Here is a 17,376-nt window from a genome sequence, read left to right on the forward strand (position 1 = left end):
GCGCACGGTCCCGGGAGAGGTGGGGGCCGGTTGCGGCTGAGCGGTCACGATCGGGCCTTCCTGGAGGTGGGGGAGGTCATGCGGCGCCGGACGACGGTGGCCACGGTGGCCCCGAGCGCGGCGCCGGAGAGGACGTCACTGGGGTAGTGCACACCCAGCAGCACCCGCGAGACCAGCATCGCGCCGGTCGCCGTGGCCATCACCGGAGCACCCAGCATGGGGGCGAAGCCGACGGCGGCTGCGGCGGTCGAGGTGCTGTGCGCGCTGGGGAAGGACAGCCGGCTGGGCGTGGCGACCAGGGCCGGCACGTCCTCGAGGGCGGGGCGCACCCGCCGCACCACCCGCTTGACGACCACGCCGGCGGCGTGGGCGACCACGACACCGACGGTCCCGGCGACCCACTCGTCCCGCCGGCGGCCGGAGAGCCAGCCGACGGCGCCGAGGGCGATCCAGCCCAGGGCGTGCTCACCGAAGTGGGACATCCCCTGGGCGACCGGGACGGCGGGGGTCTCCCCGAGGGCGCGGCGTGTGGAGCGGAGCACGGCGTGATCGAGACGGATCAGGCCGGTACCGCGGGCAGCAGTCATCGGGGGCTGACTCTAATCGGGATGGCACCGCGGACGCGGGAGCGTGGCGGACCGGTCCGGCTTCAGCTGTCACTCTGTTCTCGTGCCCCCCTCTTCCCCCAGGACACCCGCCGCCCTGCTCACCGAGGCCCTCCGCCGGGATGCCGCGGCGCCGCTGGTGACCTACTACGACGACGTGTCCGGCGAGCGGGTGGAGCTGTCGGCCACCACGCTGGCGAACTGGGTCGCCAAGACCGCCAACCTGCTGCAGGAGGAGTTCGACGTCGGGCCGGGCAGCGTGGTCGCGGTGGCGCTGCCGGTGCACTGGCAGACCGCCGCGGTGCTGCTGGGCACGTGGAGCTGCGGCGCCGCGGTGCTCGACACGGCCGGGGAGGACGACGACCGGTTCGCCGAGGCCGACGTCGTGCTGGCCGCCGCCGACCGGCTGCCCCCGCTGGAGGAGCAGGCCCTGCCCGAGCTGATGGGCCTGTCGCTGCACCCGATGGGCCTGGGCATGGCCGGTTACGTCGGCCCCGCCCGCGACTTCGCCCTCGAGGTGCGCGGGCACGGCGATGTCTTCAGCCCGTGGCAACCGGTCGACCCCGGCGGCCCGGGGCTGGTCCTGGGCACCGGCGAGCTGACCCTGGGCGGTCTGGTCGAGGCGGCGACCGAGCTCGCCGACCGGCTGGGCATCGGAGCCGGCGACCGGGTGCTCGTCGACGAGCGGACCGCGCTGGAGGCCGGGCCGGTGGCCTGGCTGCTCGCACCCCTGGTCGCAGGCGCCTCGCTGGTGCTCTGCCGGTCCGCGGACCCCTCGGGACTGGCGCACCGCGCGGAGGTCGAGCGGGTCACCGCTACGCTCGGCCTCACGCTCGACGGGATCCGCGAGCTGGGCCGCCCCGCCTGACCCATTCCGCCCAGCCTTGATGGACGGTGGTCAGCAGTGGACAAGGTCGTCGCCAGCACCCGTGAGGCCGTGGCGGACATCCCCGACGGCGCGACCCTCGCCGTCGGCGGGTTCGGGCTCTGCGGGGTGCCGATCGCACTGATCGACGCGCTTCTGGAGCAGGGCACCCACGGGCTCACCACGATCTCCAACAACTGCGGGGTCGACGACCAGGCGCTGGGCGTGCTGCTTTACGCCGGCCGGATCGGAAAGACGATCAGCTCCTTCGTCGGCGGCAACAAGGAACTCGCCCGGCTCTACCTCACCGGCCAGATGGAGGTCGAGCTGACCCCGCAGGGCACGCTCGCCGAGCGGCTGCGCGCCGGCGGCACCGGCATCCCCGCGTTCTACACCCCCACCGGCGTCGGCACCCTGGTCGCTGACGGCGGCATCCCGGTGCGCTACGACGCCGAGGGCAACGTGGTGGCCACCAGCGCTCCCAAGGAGGTGCGCGAGTTCGACGGCCGCCAGTACGTGCTGGAGACCGCGCTCACCGCCGACTTCGGGCTGGTCCGGGCCGCGGTGGGTGACCGGCACGGCAACCTGGTCTTCCACGAGTCCGCGCGCAACTTCAACCCGCTGGCCGGCATGGCCGGGCGGGTCACCATCGCCGAGGTCGAGCAGCTCGTCGAACCCGGCGAGATCCGTCCCGAGGACGTCCACCTCGCCGGGGTCTACGTGCAGCGCGTCGTCGAGGTCGGCGCCGAGGGCAAGAAGATCGAGTTCCGCACCACCCGCCCCCGCCGGAGCGCGTCCACCCCCGCGGCGGCCGGCACCGAGACGACGGAGGCCTGACATGGCACTCACCCGCAACGAGCTCGCCGCCCGCGCCGCCCTCGAGCTGGAGGACGGCCAGTACGTCAACCTCGGCATCGGGATGCCGACGCTCGTGCCCAACTACGTGCCCGACGGCGTGCACGTGGTGCTGCACAGCGAGAACGGCATCCTCGGCGTCGGCCCCTACCCCTTCGAGGGCGAGGAGGACGCCGACCTGATCAACGCCGGCAAGGAGACCGTCACGATCCTGCCGGGCGCGAGCTTCTTCGACTCCTCGATGTCCTTCGGCATCATCCGCGGCGGTGCCCTCGACCTCGCCATCCTCGGCGCCATGCAGGTCAACCCCCGCGGTGACCTGGCCAACTGGCTCATCCCCGGCAAGATGGTCAACGGCATGGGCGGCGCGATGGACCTGGTGCAGGGCGCCAAGCGGGTGATCGTGATGATGGAGCACGTCGCCCGGGACGGGTCGCCGAAGATCGTCGAGGAGTGCACCCTGCCGTTGACCGGCAAGGCGTGCGTCGACCGGATCATCACCGACCTGGCCGTCATCGACGTCACCGAGACGGGCCTGGTGCTGCGTGAGGTGGCCCCGGGCAGCACCGTCGAGGAGGTGGTCGCCGCCACCGGCGCTGCCCTGCAGGTCAGCGGCGACGTGCCGACGACGACCCTCCCGGCTGCGGTGTGAGGAAGGACCCCCCTGCCCCCCACGCCTCGCACGCTCGGCGCGGGCCCCTGCAGGGGGGCCGTACACGGTGCAGGAACGAAGGTCGATGACCTTCTCCGTCATCGCCCGGGACGCCGCCACCGGTGACCTGGGCATCGCCGTCTCCTCCTGCATCCTGGCGGTCGGCCGGGCGGTGCCGACCGTGCGTCCCGGGGTCGGCGTCATCGCCGTCCAGGCCCGCAGCCGGCGCGGGCTGGGCGCCTCGCTGCTGGCCGGGCTCGCCGAGGGCCGCTCGCCGCAGGAGCTGGTGCGGCACGCCTCGCACGCCGCGGAGGACGTCGACCGGCAGATCGCCGTGCTCGACGCCACCGGGCAGGTCGCCGCCGACACCGGCCGCGGGTCGCTGCCGGCCAGCGGCCACCTGCTCGGTGAGGGCTTCAGCGTGCAGGGCAACATGCTCGCCTCCCCCGACGTGCTGCCGGCCATGTCGGCCGCGTGCGCCGCGGCGGGCGGGTCGCTCGCCGACCGGCTGCTGGCGGCGCTGACCGCGGGCCAGGACGCCGGTGGGGACCTGCGCGGCCGGCAGTCCGCCGCCCTGCAGGTGGTCACCGGCCACCCGGCCACCGCCGACGACGACGGCGTCCGGGTGGACCTGCGGGTCGACGACTCCGGCGACCCGGTCGCGCAGCTGCGGATGCTGCGCAACCTGCAGCGCGCCTACGACGAGCGCGACTACGAGACCCTCGCCGTCTTCGCCCCCGAGGGCGCCCGCGACCTCTATGCGGCGCTGGCCGCGTCCCGCCGCGGCGACCGGGCAGCGGCACGCACGGCGCTGGAGGCGGTGCGCACCCGGCCGGGCTGGTCGACGTGGCTGGCCTCGATGGCGGGTGACTCCCGGCTGTCGGCGGTCTCCCAGCTGCTGGACTGACCCGGGCGGACCGCCCGGGCGCCTGCTCCCGGCGACACGTCTGGGGCACAGCGCGGCCAGTGGGACGGCAGGGTCCTGCTGGGCCCGTCAGCGCTGCTGCCGCTGTGTCGGACGACCTACGCTCCGCCGCAGAAGACAGCGGTGCAGCCGGCCCGTTCCGGAGCGATGCACCCGCCGCCGGCGCCGGAGTCCCGGCCGCGGTCCAGCCCACCTCAGGAGACCCCTTGCGTCGATGGCTCTGGCCCGCCCTGGCTGCGGCGGCTTTCGTCCTCTACAACGTGCAGCACTGGTGGGACGCCCCGGGTGACGACTGGTCGTCGATCTGGGTGGGGGCCGCCATGGTGGCCGGTGGCCGAGCCGATCTCCTGTACACCATCGACCCCGACCGCTTCACCGACGTCGGGGACCCGGCAGCCTGGTCGGCGTTCGCCGAGGTGGTGGGCCGGCAGACGCTGGGGCACCCGTACGTGCACGAGCCCGGGTTCGCCTACGCGCTCAGCGTCCTGGCCGGCCCCGGCTCGTGGTCGACGTCCCTGCACGTGCTGCTGGTGCTCGACGTGCTCGCCCTCGTGGGCATCACCTGGATCGTGGGGCGCACGTGGGCTCCGGTCCTGCTCCAGCCGGTGCCCTTCGCCGTCACCCTGCTCGTCCTGTCGCTCAGCGAGCCCGTCCGGTACGGGCTCTGGCTCGGCCAGACGACGCCCCTCATCCTGCTGCTGACGATCGGGGCCGTGGCCCTGGCGCGGCGCCACCCCGTGCTCGCCGGCCTGCTGCTGGCCATCCCGGTGTCCATCAAGATCACGCCGGTGCTGATCGCAGGCTGGTGGCTCCTCGACCGCCGCCGTCGCACGGCCCTGCTGGGTCTGCTCGGGGGCCTCGCCGGGCTGGCGCTGGTGCAGCTGGTCCTCGTCGACCGGAGCGTGGTGACGGCGTTCGTCACCGCTCTCCGGCACGTGCAACGCACCACGACGACGGGCTTCTCCAACCAGAGCCTGATCGCCTGGCTCGAGGACCTCCACGTGACCGACCCCCAGGGCAGCTACCCCACGCTGGAGGTCACCGGTTGGGTCAGCGCACTGTCCACCGGTCTGCTGGTGGTGGTCGTCGTCGCCGTGCTGTCCCGCGCCGTCCGGATGCAGCGCGCGGGCATCGACGCGGAGCGCTTCGCCGCCGCCGGCCTGCTCACCGCCAGCCTGCCCTTCACGTCCCTGTCCTGGACCCACTACTGCGTGCTGCTCCTCGTGCCGGCCGCCGTCCTCGTCTCCGCAGCGCGGTCGGGAGCCGGCCGCTGGCCGTACCTGGCCGTCGCCGTCCTCGTCGCGCTGAACATGCAGCCGCTGGCCGTGGACGGGCCGTCCAACCTCGCGACCCCCGACGTGCTCATCCGCTCCCACCTGTTGGCCGCGCTGGTCGCGCTGGTGGCGGTCCTCGCGCTCCCCGCGCGCGTGTGGGGCCAGGCGGCGGCACGACCGGACGCGGAGGACGGCGCTGGGACCAGCCCCGTGACCGAGCCGCTCACGCCGATCGCGACGACCCGCGACGACGGCGCGCCGGGCGCCCCCGACCCCGTGGTCCCCAGTCCGCCCGCACCGCTGGTCACCCAGGGGCGGTCACTCGGCTGAGCAGGCAGCTCCCGAGGCGGGCGTCTCGCCGGTCGTGGGCTGTGCTCGCACCACGGCAACCGGTCACGTCGCCGTCCTGACGCGCCGATGACCCACCCGGGGCTCGGCTCCGCCCAGTTCCCGACCCAACGCAACGCAGAGGCCGCAACCGGACGACCCCGGACGGCGACACCGGCAGGGGTCGTGGACGACTCGCTGCGGCAACGGGCCGCTACCGGTGCCGCTCCTGCCTGATCGAGGAGAAACCGTGCCCCCAGTCCCACGTCGATGGTTCGTCCCCGCGCTCGCGCTCACCGCGGCTGCGGTGCTCGGTGCGTGCGGGGCCGCACAGGCCCCGGAAGCCACCGAGGCCCCCACCGGCACGCCCGCTGCAGCCTCCTCCGCCGTCGGGGCTGCGGGTGCCGGTGACCCGGCCGACCCCGCGCCGGGCTCGACGCTGGAGACCGGACCACCGTCCGCCGTGGCGACCGATGAGCCGGTGACCGTGACGAACGGGCAGGCGTCCGTCAGCCTCACCTTCGCCGACTGGGACGACGCCACCGGTTCGGTCCAGGCCGGGGGCTTCGTCAGCGGTCTCGTCGAGTCCGGCGGACGCTGCACCCTGACCCTGACCCAGGGCACCGACGAGGTGACCGCGGAGACCGACGGCACACCCGACGCCACGACGACGCTCTGCACCGGCCTCGAGATCGCCGGCGCCGACCTCGCCTCCGGCACCTGGGCAGCGGTGCTGAGCTACGCCTCGGACGAGGCAACGGGCGCTTCCGACAGCGTCCCCGTGGTGGTCCCATGACGGCGCGCCCCGACGTCCGCCGGTCCGCGCTCCCCCTCGTCGCCGTCCTGGCGGTGATCACCGTCCTGCTGATCGCCCCCTGGGCTGCGGGACCTGCCACGGTCGGCCCGAGCGAGCCGGACCTGGCGCTCGCTGCCGACACCAGCCAGTTCCAGGCCGGCAACATCATCAGCGACGACCTGTTCTTCGACGGCAGGGCGATGTCCGCCGCCGACGTGCAGTCCTTCCTGGGCACCAAGGGCCGCAGCTGCACCAGCCGCTGCCTCAAGGACTTCCGCCAGGACACCGTCAACAAGGCCGCGGACGCCTACTGCGGCGGCTACGCCGGGGCGCCCGGGGAGACCGCCGCGTGGATCATCGCGAAGGTCGGCCAGACCTGCGGGGTCAGCCAGCGCGTCCTGCTGGTGATCATGCAGAAGGAGCAGTCGCTCGTCACCGGGAACGGCACGGACAGCCGGTACCGCAGCGCCCTGGGCTTCGGCTGCCCGGACACGGCGGCCTGCGACAGCCAGTACTACGGGTTCTTCAACCAGGTGTTCAACGCCGCGCGACAGTACAAGGTCTACGCGTCGAACCCGACGCGCTACAACTACCGGGCCGGGGTGACCCGGGCGGTGCTCTACAACCCGACTGCCGCGTGCGGCAGCAGCCCGGTCTACATCGCCAACCAGGCGACGGCCGGGCTGTACAACTACACGCCCTACCAGCCCAACGCCGCTGCACTGGCGGCCGGCTACGGTGCCGCCGAACCCTGCGGGGCCTACGGCAACCGGAACTTCTGGCTGTACTACACCGACTGGTACGGCTCGACCCAGTCCCCTGGCGGCAACGCCGTCGTCGTCCGGGCCACCGCGCTCAACGGCGCGCTGGGTTCGGCGACCTCCGCGGTCGTCTGCGGGCTGCGGGACGGCGGGTGCTTCCAGCACTTCCAGACCGGCTCGATCTACTGGTCCGCAGGCACCGGCGCCCGGGTCGTGAAGGGGGCCATCCGCGACCGGTGGGCTGCACAGGGCTGGGAGGGCGGCTCACTGGGCTACCCGACCGGCGAGGAGATCTGCGGGCTGCGCAACGCCGGCTGCCTGCAGACGTTCCAGGGCGGGTCGATGTACTGGTCCGGCAGCTCCGGCGCCCACTCGGTGTCGGGTGCGATCGCCACCGCCTGGGGCCTCCAGAAGTGGGAGACGGGCGCGCTGGGCTATCCCACCGGCAACGAGATCTGCGGGCTGCGCGACGGCGGCTGCCTGCAGACGTTCCAGGGCGGGTCGATGTACTGGTCCCTCTCCAGCGGCGCGCACAGCGTCGTCGGCGAGGTCCTCGCCAAGTGGGGTGCGGCCAGGTGGGAGGCCGGCGCGCTCGGCTACCCGACCAAGGACAGCTTCTGCGGCCTGCGGAGCGCCGGCTGCTTCGGCGAGTTCCAGGGGGGCTCGATCTACTGGACGTCGACCACCGGGGCGCACGTCGTGTCCGGCGCAGTGCTCACCAAGTGGGCCGGCCTCAGGTGGGAGACCAGCGCGCTGGGCTACCCCACCAAGGACACGGTCTGCGGCCTGAAGGACAGCGGCTGCTACGCGGAGTTCCAGAACGGGGCGATCTACTCCTCGGTGAAGTCCGGCACCCACGTGGTCAGCGGTGCGGTTCGCGACCGGTGGGCGGCACAGGGCTGGGAGACCGGCCCGCTGGGCTACCCGACCAAGGACACCTTCTGCGGGCTGGCCGCCGCCGGCTGCTTCGGCGAGTTCCAGGGCGGGTCGGTCTACTGGACCACTGCCACCGGTGCGCGGGTGGTCAGCGGCAAGGTGCTCACCACCTGGGCGGCACAGGGCTGGGAGACCGGCGGCCTCGGCTATCCCACCGCGGACACGGTCTGCGGCCTGGTGGGCGGTGGCTGCTCCGGCACGTTCCAGGGCGGGGCGGTCTACTCCTCCCCGGCCGGGACGTTCGTCGTCACCGGCCAGGCACTCACCACCTGGAGCGCGCAGGGTGGGGTGGACGGCAGCCTGGGCTACCCGACCCGGGACGCGTTCTGCGGGTTGCGGTCGAGCGGCTGCTTCCAGGACTTCACGGGCGGGTCGGTCTACTGGACCCCGACGACCGGTGCGCACGTCGTCAGCGGCGTCACCAGGACGGCGTGGGGCGCCTCGGGGTGGGAGCTCGGAGCTCTCGGCTACCCCACCGCCGACCAGGTCTGCGGCCTCCCCGGCGGCGGTTGCTCCCAGCAGTTCCAGGGCGGGAGCGTCACCGGGACGCCGGCCACCGGTGCCCACGCGGTCTCCGGCGCGATCGGCACCGTGTGGACGACGGCAGGCCAGGAGAAGGGCGCGCTCGGGTACCCGACCCGTGACGTGTTCTGCGGCCTGACCCGCAACGGTTGCTTCCAGGACTTCCAGAACGGCTCCGTGTACACCACGCCGACCGCGGGCACGCACGCGGTCAGCGGTGCCATCCGGACGTACTGGGGCACCCAGGGCTGGGAGCTGGGGGCTCTGGGTTACCCGATCGGGGACGCGGCGACCTCATCCGGCGAGATCACCCAGCGCTTCGAGGGTGCCACCGTGGTGCAGGACCGCGCCTCGGGGGCGGTCACCACCCGGCGCTGACCGGCAGCGGACACGACAGCGGGGCCCGGTCCGGTCGGACCGGGCCCCGCTCTGTTCGTCCGATGCCCTACCTCAGCAGACTCCGCGCGATCACCATGCGCTGCACCTGGTTGGTGCCCTCGTAGATCTGGGTGATCTTCGCGTCGCGCATCATCCGCTCGACCGGAAAGTCCTGGGTGTAGCCGGCCCCGCCGAACAGCTGGACGGCGTCGGTGGTGACCTGCATGGCGACGTCGGAGGCGAACGCCTTGGCCGAGGCCGACACCATGGTCAGGTCGGGGCCGCCCTGCTCCCCACGCGCGGCGGCGACGTAGACCAGGTGGCGGGCCGCCTCGATCTTCATCGCCATGTCGGCGAGCATGAACTGCACGCCCTGGAAGTCCGAGACCGCCGAGCCGAACTGGCGGCGGTCCTTGGTGTAGGCGATCGCGGCGTCCAGCGCGCCCTGCGCCACGCCGACGGCCTGGGCACCGATGGTCGGCCGGGTGAAGTCCAGCGTGCGGAGTGCGGTTTTGAAGCCGGTGCCGGGCTCACCGACGACCCGGTCGGCCGGGATGGTGCAGTCGGTGAAGTAGAGCTCGCAGGTCGGCGAGCCCTTGATGCCCATCTTCTTCTCCTTGGGGCCGACGGCGAAGCCCGGGTCGTCGCGGTGGACGACGAAGGCGGAGATGCCGTTCGCGCCCTTGTCCGGGTCGGTCACCGCCATGACGGTGAACCACTCGGAGACGCTGGCGTTGGTGATCCACGCCTTGGTGCCGTTGAGCACCCAGCTGTCACCCTCGCGCCGGGCGCGGGTGCGCATCGATGCCGCGTCCGAGCCGGCCTCGCGCTCGGAGAGGCCGTAGCTGATCATCGCCTCGCCGGCGGCGATCGAGGGCAGCACCCGCTGCTTGAGGTCCTCCGACGCCGACAGGATCACCGGCACCGAGCCGAGCTTGTTGACCGCGGGGACCAGCGAGGCGCTCACGTCGACCCGGGCCACCTCCTCGATGACGATGCAGGTGGCGATCGCGTCGGCGCCCTCGCCGCCGTAGGCCTCGGGGATGTGCGTGGCGTGGAAGCCCGCGGCGGTGAGGGCCTTCTGCGCCTCGACCGGATAGCGGGAGTCGGCGTCCACCTCCGCGGCGTAGGGGGCGATCTCCCGCTCGGCGATCTCGCGGACCGCCTCCCGGACAGCCTCGTGCTCCTCGGTCAGCGCGTACAGCCCAGCGTTGTTACCCACGGGTAGATGCTAGGCCGACGACGCACTGTCGGGGAAGCCGCCTCACCCTCCCGGCGGGGGATCGACGCGGGCCTGCAGCGCGGCGTCGCGGGCGAGCACGGACTCGGCCAGGTCGGTCTGGAAGCGGGTGACCGCCGCGCGCAGCCGGTCGTCGCCGGCGGCCAGGATCCGCACCGCCAGCAGCCCGGCGTTGCGGCCGCCGCCGATGGAGACGGTGGCCACCGGCACCCCGGCGGGCATCTGCACGATGGACAGCAGGCTGTCCAGGCCGTCGAGCCGGTCCAGCGGCCGCGGGACGCCGATGACCGGCAGCGGGGTCGCCGCCGCGATCATGCCCGGCAGGTGGGCGGCTCCCCCGGCGCCGGCGATCATCACCCGCAGGCCCCGGTCGGCGGCGCTCTCGGCGTAGTCGAGCATCCGCCGCGGTGTCCGGTGCGCGGAGACGACGTGCGCCTCGAAGGGGACGTCGAACTCCCGCAGCGCCTGGGCGGCGGGCTCCATCATCGGCCAGTCCGAGTCGCTGCCCATGACGATGCCGACGATCGGGTCGCTCACGGGGACTCCTCAGTGCTCGTCGTCGAAGGCGAACGCCGGATCGACCACACCGTCGGCGAGGTAGCGGGCCGCGGCGACCGCGCGGGTGCGCACCTCGGCCAGGTCCTCGCCGAGGGCGGTGACGTGCCCGAGCTTGCGACCGCGGCGCTGGCCCTTGCCGTACCAGTGCAGCTTCACATCTGGCCAGTGCGCCATCAGGTGGTGCACCCGCTCGTCGAGCGACGGGCCGGCCCAGTCGGCGTCGGCCGTGGCGCCGCCGAGCACGTTGGCCATGACGACGACCGGGGCGGTCATCGCGGTGGAGCCCAGCGGGTAGTCCAGGACGGCGCGGAGGTGCTGCTCGAACTGGCTGGTCCGGGCACCCTCGATGGTCCAGTGCCCGGAGTTGTGCGGCCGCATGGCCAGCTCGTTGACGACGATGCCCTCCGCGGTCTGGAACAGCTCGACGGCGAGCATGCCGACCACGCCCAGCCGGTCGGCGATCCGGACGGCCAGTTCCTGGGCAGCGGTGGCGAGCTCGTCGGGCAGGCCGGGAGCCGGCGCGTAGACCTCGTTGCACACGCCGTCGCGCTGCACGGTCTCCACCACCGGCCAGACGGCGACCTGCCCGAACGGCGACCGGGCCACCTGCGCGGCGAGCTCGCGGACCATGGCCACCCGTTCCTCGGCCAGCAACGGACCGTGCTGCTCGAGGAGGTCGGCCGCCTCGTCCGGGCCGTCGATGACGAACACGCCCTTGCCGTCGTAGCCGCCCCGGGGCGTCTTGAGCACGACCGGCCAGCCGACCTCGTCGGCGAAGGCGGCGACCTGGTGGACCGTGCGCACCTCGGCCCAGGCCGGCTGCGGCTCCCCAGCCTCGGCCAGTGCCCGGCGCAGCACCAGCTTGTCCTGCGCGTGGACCAGGGCGGCCGGTCCCGGCGCGACCCGGTGACCGGCGGCCTCGAGCGCGCGCAGGTGCTCGGTGGGCACGTGCTCGTGGTCGAAGGTGACCACCGTGGCGCCCTCGGCGAGGCGGCGCAGGTCGGCCAGCTCACGGTGGTCACCGAGCTGGACGTCGGCGGCGGCCAGGGCGGCGGACTCCGTGGGGTCGCCGGCCAGCACCCGGAGCGACTGCCCCAGCGCGATCGCCGCCTGGTGGGTCATCCGGGAGAGCTGCCCGCCGCCGACCATCGCGACGACGGGAAGTCCGGTCGTCGGCTGGAGCGGCGCGTTCATGGTGGTCAGCCTAGTGAGGCCCCTCCCGCCTCCTCCGCGGTCCCACCGGTGGTGCGACCGCGGCCGGCGCCGTCGGTCGCGGTGACGCGACCGAACAGCGGTGGGCTCCTTACCATCGGCGGGTGCCCTCAGTCCTGGACCGCGCCCGCCGGGTGCACTCCCGGTCCCGCGTCGTGCTGAAGGAGCTGAGCGCATTCGGGGTCGTCGGTGCGGCCTGCTTCGTGCTGGACATCGGGCTGTTCCAACTGCTCTACGCGCACCTGTCCGTCGGCGCCGTGACCGCCAAGCTGGTCACCACCCTGGTCTCGATGACGGTGGCGTTCTTCGCCCACCGGCACTGGTCCTTCTCGCACCGCGCCCGCACGGGGGTGCGACGCGAGTACTCCCTGTTCGCACTGGTCAACGGGACGACGCTGCTGCTGGGACTGGCCGTGGTCGCTGCGGTCCGCTACCCGCTCGGGCAGGACAGCGCGCTGGTGCTGCAGATCGCGAACGTGGTCTCGATCGTGCTCTGCTCGGCGCTGCGGTACTTCTCCTACAAGCAGTGGGTGTTCCCCGCGCAGACGGCCGCGACCGGGGGCGCCGTCCCGGTCCAGGACGGCGACGCCCGGATCGTCGCCTGACCGACCCGGCGCACCGCTGAGCCGGGTGGGCGTCAGCCCGCCAGCCGGGACCCGTGCCGGCCGGTGACCACCTCGAGGCGGCTGGTGATCCTGGTCCGCAGCTCCTCCACGTGGCTGATCACCCCGACGGTCCGGCCACCGCGGCGCAGCTCGTCCAGGACGGTCATCACCGCGTCCAGCGACTGCGGGTCCAGGGTGCCGAAGCCCTCGTCGACGAAGAGGGTGTCGATCTGCACACCGCCGCTCTCCGCGGTGACCACGTCGGCCAGCCCCAGCGCCAGCGCGAGGGAGGCCATGAAGCTCTCCCCGCCGGAGAGCGTCTTGGTGGGCCGGCGCGCGCCGGTGTACTCGTCGAGGACGTCCAGGCCGAGACCGCCGCGGGCGCCGTGCCGAGCCTGGGCGTCGCTGTGCAGGAAGGTGTAGCGCCCGCCGGACATGTCACGCAGCCGCCGGCTGGCCACCTCGGCGACCTGCTCCAGCCGGGCGGCGAGGACGAAGGACTGCAGCCGCATCCGCAGCGTGTTGGCACCCCGGCCGTTGACCAGGTCGGCGAGGGCGGAGACCTGCTCGGCATCGGTCCGCCGTTCGTCGAGCTCGACCTCCACGGCGGTGAGCTCCGCGGACAGCCCGTCGAGCGCCGCGGTGCAGCGGCGGGCCTCGGCGAGCGCGGCCACCGCGTCCTCGCGCACCGCGGTCGCCGACCGCAGGGACTCGGTCATCGTCGGGAGGTCCGGCCGGGGCGCGAGGTCGGCGAGCTCCGGTTCGGCGAGGGTGGCCGTGACGACCGACCACTGCTGGTCGTGCCCGGTCACCCGCTCCCGCACCCTCGCCGCCCGTGCCGGGTCCAGCAGGGCGTCGGCTGCGGCCAGCAGGTCAGGGAAGCCGGCCTCGATCACCCGCTCCTCGGCGTGCCGGCGCGCGGCGTCCGCAGCCGTGCGGGCCCGGAGCTCGGTCGCCTCCGCCTCGACGACGGCCTCGCAGCAGTCGGCCTCGACGGTGAGCCGGCGGATCCGGGCCGCCAGGTCGGGGTCCTCCCCCTGCGCTGCGGCGACCCGCTGCCGGGCCTCGGTCAGCGCCTCCTCCGCCCCGTGCAGTTCCGCGCGCCGCTGGGCCAGCTGCTCGCGGGTGGCCGCCCAGGCGATGGTGGCCTGGTCACGGGCGGCCAGCAGCGCCGCGAGTTCGCGCCGCGCCGCCGGCAGCATGCCGGCCAGCTCCCGCACCGCCCGCTCGGCAGCGACCGCCTCGGCGAGCGCGCGCTCCTGGTCGGCCAGCGGCTCGGGGCCGGCCTGCGCACGCAGCGCGGCCAGCTCCCGCTCGGTGGCCTCCACGGCCCGCTGGGCCGCGAGGAGCCGTTGCTCCTGCTCGTCCACGACCGTCCGCGCCTGCTCCTCGTCGGCCTGGGTGACGACCGGGCCGTCGGTGTGGGCCAGCCGCGGGTGCTCGACCGCACCGCAGACCGGGCAGTCCTCGCCGTCGGCCAACCCGGCGGCGAGCTCGGCGGCCATGCCCGCCAGCCGGCGGCCACGCAGCTCGGTCCAGGCCTCGCGGGCGTCGAGCCAGGCCTCCCGGGCAGCGCTGCTGGCGGCGCGCCGACCCTCGGCCTCGACAGCGAGCTGCCCGGCGGCGCGCGCAGCGGCCAGCGCCGACCGGGTGCGCTCCAGCGCCGCGGTCACCCCGGCGAGGCGGGCGTCTGCGCCGGCTGCCGCCTCGACGACCGCCTCCTGCTCGGCCAGCCGGGCCGGCCAGCCGGCGGCCGCGGCGTCGTCGGCGGCGCACTGCGCGGTCAGCGCGTCCACCTGCTGAGCGGTGCGGGCGACCGACGTGGCCAGCGCGGCCGCGCGGTCGACCTCGGGCAGCACGGTGCGCAGGGCGGCGACCTCGTCGCGCAGGCTGCGGGACAGCAGCGTGTCCGCCGCCCGACCGCCGGCGACCGCGGCCCAGCTGCGGCGGACCACCGCCAGCGCCTCCTCGGCGCCCTCGGCAGCGAGCGCGGCATGCCCGGCTGCCTCCAGCACGTCGCGCACCGGGTCCGCCCGGGCGGCGGCGTCGAGGGCTGCCCGCAGCGGGAGGAGCTCGTCGGCCTCGGCCTGCAGCCGGGCCAGGTCGGCGCGGGCCCGGTCGCGCCGGGCGTGCCGCTGTTCCTCGACCCGCGCAGCGGTCAGGGCCGCATCGACGCGGGTGACCTCGGCGGCGGCGGCCGTCGCGGCCGCCTCCCGCTCGGCCAGCCGCTGGGCCACCTCGGCCCGCACCCGGTGCACCCACGCGCCGGCGTGCGCGGCGGAGGCGGCGCCGACGAGCTCCGGTGCGAGGTCCTCGGGCACCTCGACGTCGGCGACCTGGGCGACCCGGGCCAGCAGGGTGCTCGCCGACAGCCGCGCCTCGTCGAGCTGGCCGCGGGCGGCGCGGCGCTGGTCGTCCAGCCAGTCCTCCACCCGGGCGAAGCGACCGACGTCGAAGAGGGTGCGCAGCAGCCGGCTGCGGTCCTCGGGTTCGGCCCGCAGGAAGCGCGCGAAGTCCCCCTGCGGCAGCAGCACGACCTGGCAGAACTGCTCGGCGGACAGCCCCAGCCGGGTGCGCAGGTGCTCGGAGCCCTCGTCGATGCGGGTGCTCACCGGCTCCCAGCCCTCCGGGGTCCAGCGCTGCACGGTGAGCTTGGCCTGCTCGGTGGTCCAGCCGGTGCCGCGCCGCTTGGGGCGGAGCTGTTCGGGGCGGCGGACGACCAGCAGCCGCTCACCGCCCAGCGTCACCTCGCACTCGACCTCGGTGCGCACGTCGTCGGCGGCGTGGTCGCTGCGCAGCCGCTTCTCCTCGCCGCGGGCACCGGGGACCGTGCCGTACAGCGCGTAGACGATGCCGTCGAGCAGCGTCGTCTTGCCGGCGCCGGTCGGCCCCCACAGCAGGAACAACCCGTCCCGGCCGAGGTCGTCGAGGTCGACCGCCACCTGCTCGGCGAAGGGTCCAAAGGCGGTCAGGGCCAGCCGGTGGACCCTCACAGCCGCGCGTCCTCTCGTGCCGCCGCGGCCAGGGCCCGGCCGAGCAGATCGGACTCCGCCGCTGTGGCGGCGAGCCCGCGGACGTGCAGCACGAACTCACCGGCGACCTCGAGGTCGCTGCGGCCGGTGAGCCGCTCGGTGTAGCTGCGACCGTCGGCCGGCGCACCCGACCCGGTCCACTCCAGGTGCACGCAGTGCGGGAACCGCCCCTGCAACTGGCGCATCGGGTCGACCGGGCGCACCGGGTCGGTCAGCCGGGCGGAGACGAAGTCGTCCTCGACCGAGGTGAGTGCGGGGTCGGCGAGGAGGTCGGCCAGCTCGCCGCGGAGCACGGTCAGCTGCCGCGGGGTGGGGAGGGGCACCGCGCGGACCCCGGCCAGGCCGGCGCCGTCCAGGTCGACCAGCCACGCCTGCTTGACCTGGCCGGCCTCGCCGAAGGAGTAGGCGAGCGGGGAGCCGCTGTACCGCACCCGGTCGGTGAGGGTCTGGGGCCGGTGCAGGTGGCCCAGCGCGACGTAGTCGACGCCGTCGAAGACCGCCGCCGGCACGAGGTCCACCCCGCCCACGCAGATGTCCCGCTCGCTGTCGCTGGGCACCCCGCCACCGACGAAGGCGTGCGCCAGCACCACCGACCGGGCACCCGGCCGGAGGAAGAGGTCGGCGCGGACCCGGTCCATCGCGGCGGCCAGCACGGCCTCGTGGCTGCGACCGTCGGCCAGCCCGAGCTCGTGCCGGGCGATCTCCGGCTCGAGGTAGGGCAGCCCGTAGACGGCGACGTCGCCGTGCTCGTCGGAGAGGACGACGGGCTCGTCGAGCGCCGGCGTGACCGCCCGGACGTGCACGCCGGACCGGGCCATCAGGCCGGCGCCGAACGCGAGCCGCCGGGCCGAGTCGTGGTTGCCGGGGGTGAGGACGACGACCGCCCCCGCGCTGCGCAGCCGCATCAGGACCCGGTCGAGCACCGCCGTGGCGTCGGCGGAGGGCACCGCGCGGTCGTACACGTCACCGGCGACGACCACGACGTCGACGGACTCGGCGACCACCACCTCCGCCAGCCGCCCCAGCACCTCCTCCTGCTCGGCGAGCAGGTCGGAGCCGTGCAGGGACCGGCCGATGTGCCAGTCGGAGGTGTGCAGCAACCGCATGGCCGGAAGGTAGGTCGGAGCACCGACAGAACCGCCCAGGCGCGCCGTGACGGAACCGTCACACGCAGAGCGGGAGTGCCTCAGAACTGCTCGGTGGGATGGTGACCGTCCCGGGGGTGGTACTCGCCCAGGTGGGCCGCGCCCTCCTGCGCCCGCCGGTCGGCGTCCTCCTCGACCAGCTGGTTGAGCAGCTGCTGCACCCCGTCGCTGTCCGGGATGGCGGAGAAGACGGTGGGGCCGCCCTCGCCGGCGGTCTCTATCGACACCGTGCCGGAGTTGATGACCCGGTCCCACAGGGACTGCCGGTAGGAGACGTCGGTGATCCGGGAGAGCCCGATGTCGCGGCCGTGCCGGGACAGGATGCCGGTGCGGTGGAGCAGCCGGTGGGTGGTGATCACGTAGTGCGTCGTCCGCCAGCGCAGCAGCGGCACGGCGACGAGCCAGAGCGCGAGGACGACGGCGGCCCCGACGACCACCAGCCGCCACAGCCCCTGCTCCGCGCCGTCGGGCACCAGCGCGGCACCGAAGGAGGCCACCCCGACCAGGACGAGGAACCCCACAATCGGCCAGAAGACGGTCAGCCAGTGCGGGTGCAGGTGCCGGACGACCTCCTCGTCGTCCCCCAGCACCTTGTCCGGATAGGCCACCCGACCAGCATGACCGACCTCCCGACCCCAGTCACGCACCCGGACCTCCGGGCCACGGCGGGGAGGCGGCTCGGCACTGG

At 74.3% G+C, this 17,376-nt stretch carries 15 protein-coding genes; 8 read left to right on the top strand and 7 right to left on the bottom strand.

Annotation, left to right across the window (positions count from 1 at the left end; genetic code table 11):
- Positions 1-44: 44 nt before the first annotated feature.
- On the bottom strand, positions 45-542 hold the full coding sequence (locus FHL80_RS04815) for a phosphatase PAP2 family protein (RefSeq protein ID WP_246078461.1): 498 nt from the start codon (positions 540-542) through the stop codon (positions 45-47).
- Positions 543-669: 127 nt separating this feature from the next.
- On the opposite strand from FHL80_RS04815, the gene FHL80_RS04820 reads away from it, so the two are divergent.
- From FHL80_RS04820 to FHL80_RS04850, 7 genes are all read left to right on the top strand, one after another.
- Positions 670-1,473, top strand: coding sequence for a TIGR03089 family protein (locus FHL80_RS04820; protein WP_138732324.1), 804 nt, complete (start codon positions 670-672; stop codon positions 1,471-1,473).
- Between the two features lie 36 nt (positions 1,474-1,509).
- The gene (locus FHL80_RS04825; RefSeq protein WP_138732325.1) at positions 1,510-2,307 is read left to right on the top strand and encodes a CoA transferase subunit A; all 798 of its coding nucleotides are present in this window, start codon (positions 1,510-1,512) and stop codon (positions 2,305-2,307) included.
- A gap of 1 nt (position 2,308) precedes the next feature.
- The gene (locus FHL80_RS04830) at positions 2,309-2,977 is read left to right on the top strand and encodes a CoA transferase subunit B (RefSeq protein WP_138732326.1); all 669 of its coding nucleotides are present in this window, start codon (positions 2,309-2,311) and stop codon (positions 2,975-2,977) included.
- An 85-nt stretch (positions 2,978-3,062) separates the two neighbouring features.
- The gene (locus tag FHL80_RS04835) at positions 3,063-3,884 is read left to right on the top strand and encodes a DUF1028 domain-containing protein (RefSeq protein WP_138732327.1); all 822 of its coding nucleotides are present in this window, start codon (positions 3,063-3,065) and stop codon (positions 3,882-3,884) included.
- A 224-nt stretch (positions 3,885-4,108) separates the two neighbouring features.
- Positions 4,109-5,506: a glycosyltransferase family 87 protein gene (locus FHL80_RS04840; protein ID WP_138732328.1), complete on the top strand. Its 1,398-nt coding sequence runs from the start codon at positions 4,109-4,111 to the stop codon at positions 5,504-5,506.
- A gap of 247 nt (positions 5,507-5,753) precedes the next feature.
- Complete coding sequence (locus tag FHL80_RS04845) at positions 5,754-6,299, top strand: hypothetical protein (protein ID WP_138732329.1); 546 nt, start codon at positions 5,754-5,756, stop codon at positions 6,297-6,299.
- On the top strand, positions 6,296-8,896 hold the full coding sequence (locus FHL80_RS04850) for a lysozyme M1 (protein ID WP_138732330.1): 2,601 nt from the start codon (positions 6,296-6,298) through the stop codon (positions 8,894-8,896). Before FHL80_RS04845 ends, FHL80_RS04850 begins: the two co-directional genes overlap by 4 nt.
- A gap of 67 nt (positions 8,897-8,963) precedes the next feature.
- Here the strand turns inward: FHL80_RS04850 and FHL80_RS04855 are convergent, their stop codons facing one another.
- The 3 genes from FHL80_RS04855 to FHL80_RS04865 are packed head-to-tail and all read right to left on the bottom strand — an operon-like array spanning position 8,964 to position 11,888.
- Entirely contained in the window at positions 8,964-10,118 is a 1,155-nt protein-coding gene (locus FHL80_RS04855) for an acyl-CoA dehydrogenase family protein (RefSeq protein WP_138732331.1), read from the bottom strand.
- A 42-nt stretch (positions 10,119-10,160) separates the two neighbouring features.
- Positions 10,161-10,673 (bottom strand): 5-(carboxyamino)imidazole ribonucleotide mutase, encoded by a 513-nt coding sequence (purE, locus tag FHL80_RS04860; RefSeq protein WP_246078462.1) that lies wholly within the window; start codon positions 10,671-10,673, stop codon positions 10,161-10,163.
- Positions 10,674-10,682: 9 nt separating this feature from the next.
- Entirely contained in the window at positions 10,683-11,888 is a 1,206-nt protein-coding gene (locus FHL80_RS04865) for a 5-(carboxyamino)imidazole ribonucleotide synthase (protein WP_138732332.1), read from the bottom strand.
- A 122-nt stretch (positions 11,889-12,010) separates the two neighbouring features.
- On the opposite strand from FHL80_RS04865, the gene FHL80_RS04870 reads away from it, so the two are divergent.
- On the top strand, positions 12,011-12,511 hold the full coding sequence (locus FHL80_RS04870) for a GtrA family protein (RefSeq protein ID WP_138732333.1): 501 nt from the start codon (positions 12,011-12,013) through the stop codon (positions 12,509-12,511).
- Positions 12,512-12,543: 32 nt separating this feature from the next.
- Here FHL80_RS04870 and FHL80_RS04875 read toward each other — a convergent pair whose 3' ends face one another.
- The 3 genes from FHL80_RS04875 to FHL80_RS04885 form a co-directional block, all read right to left on the bottom strand.
- The gene (locus tag FHL80_RS04875) at positions 12,544-15,504 is read right to left on the bottom strand and encodes an AAA family ATPase (protein WP_138732334.1); all 2,961 of its coding nucleotides are present in this window, start codon (positions 15,502-15,504) and stop codon (positions 12,544-12,546) included.
- Positions 15,501-16,649: an exonuclease SbcCD subunit D gene (locus tag FHL80_RS04880; protein ID WP_138732335.1), complete on the bottom strand. Its 1,149-nt coding sequence runs from the start codon at positions 16,647-16,649 to the stop codon at positions 15,501-15,503. The genes FHL80_RS04875 and FHL80_RS04880 overlap by 4 nt, the downstream gene beginning before the upstream one ends.
- 80 nt (positions 16,650-16,729) lie before the next feature.
- Positions 16,730-17,296: a PH domain-containing protein gene (locus FHL80_RS04885; RefSeq protein ID WP_138732336.1), complete on the bottom strand. Its 567-nt coding sequence runs from the start codon at positions 17,294-17,296 to the stop codon at positions 16,730-16,732.
- Positions 17,297-17,376 lie beyond the last annotated feature (80 nt).

It is taken from the genome of Modestobacter excelsi, assembly GCF_005930495.1.
Taxonomy (GTDB): domain Bacteria; phylum Actinomycetota; class Actinomycetes; order Mycobacteriales; family Geodermatophilaceae; genus Modestobacter; species Modestobacter excelsi.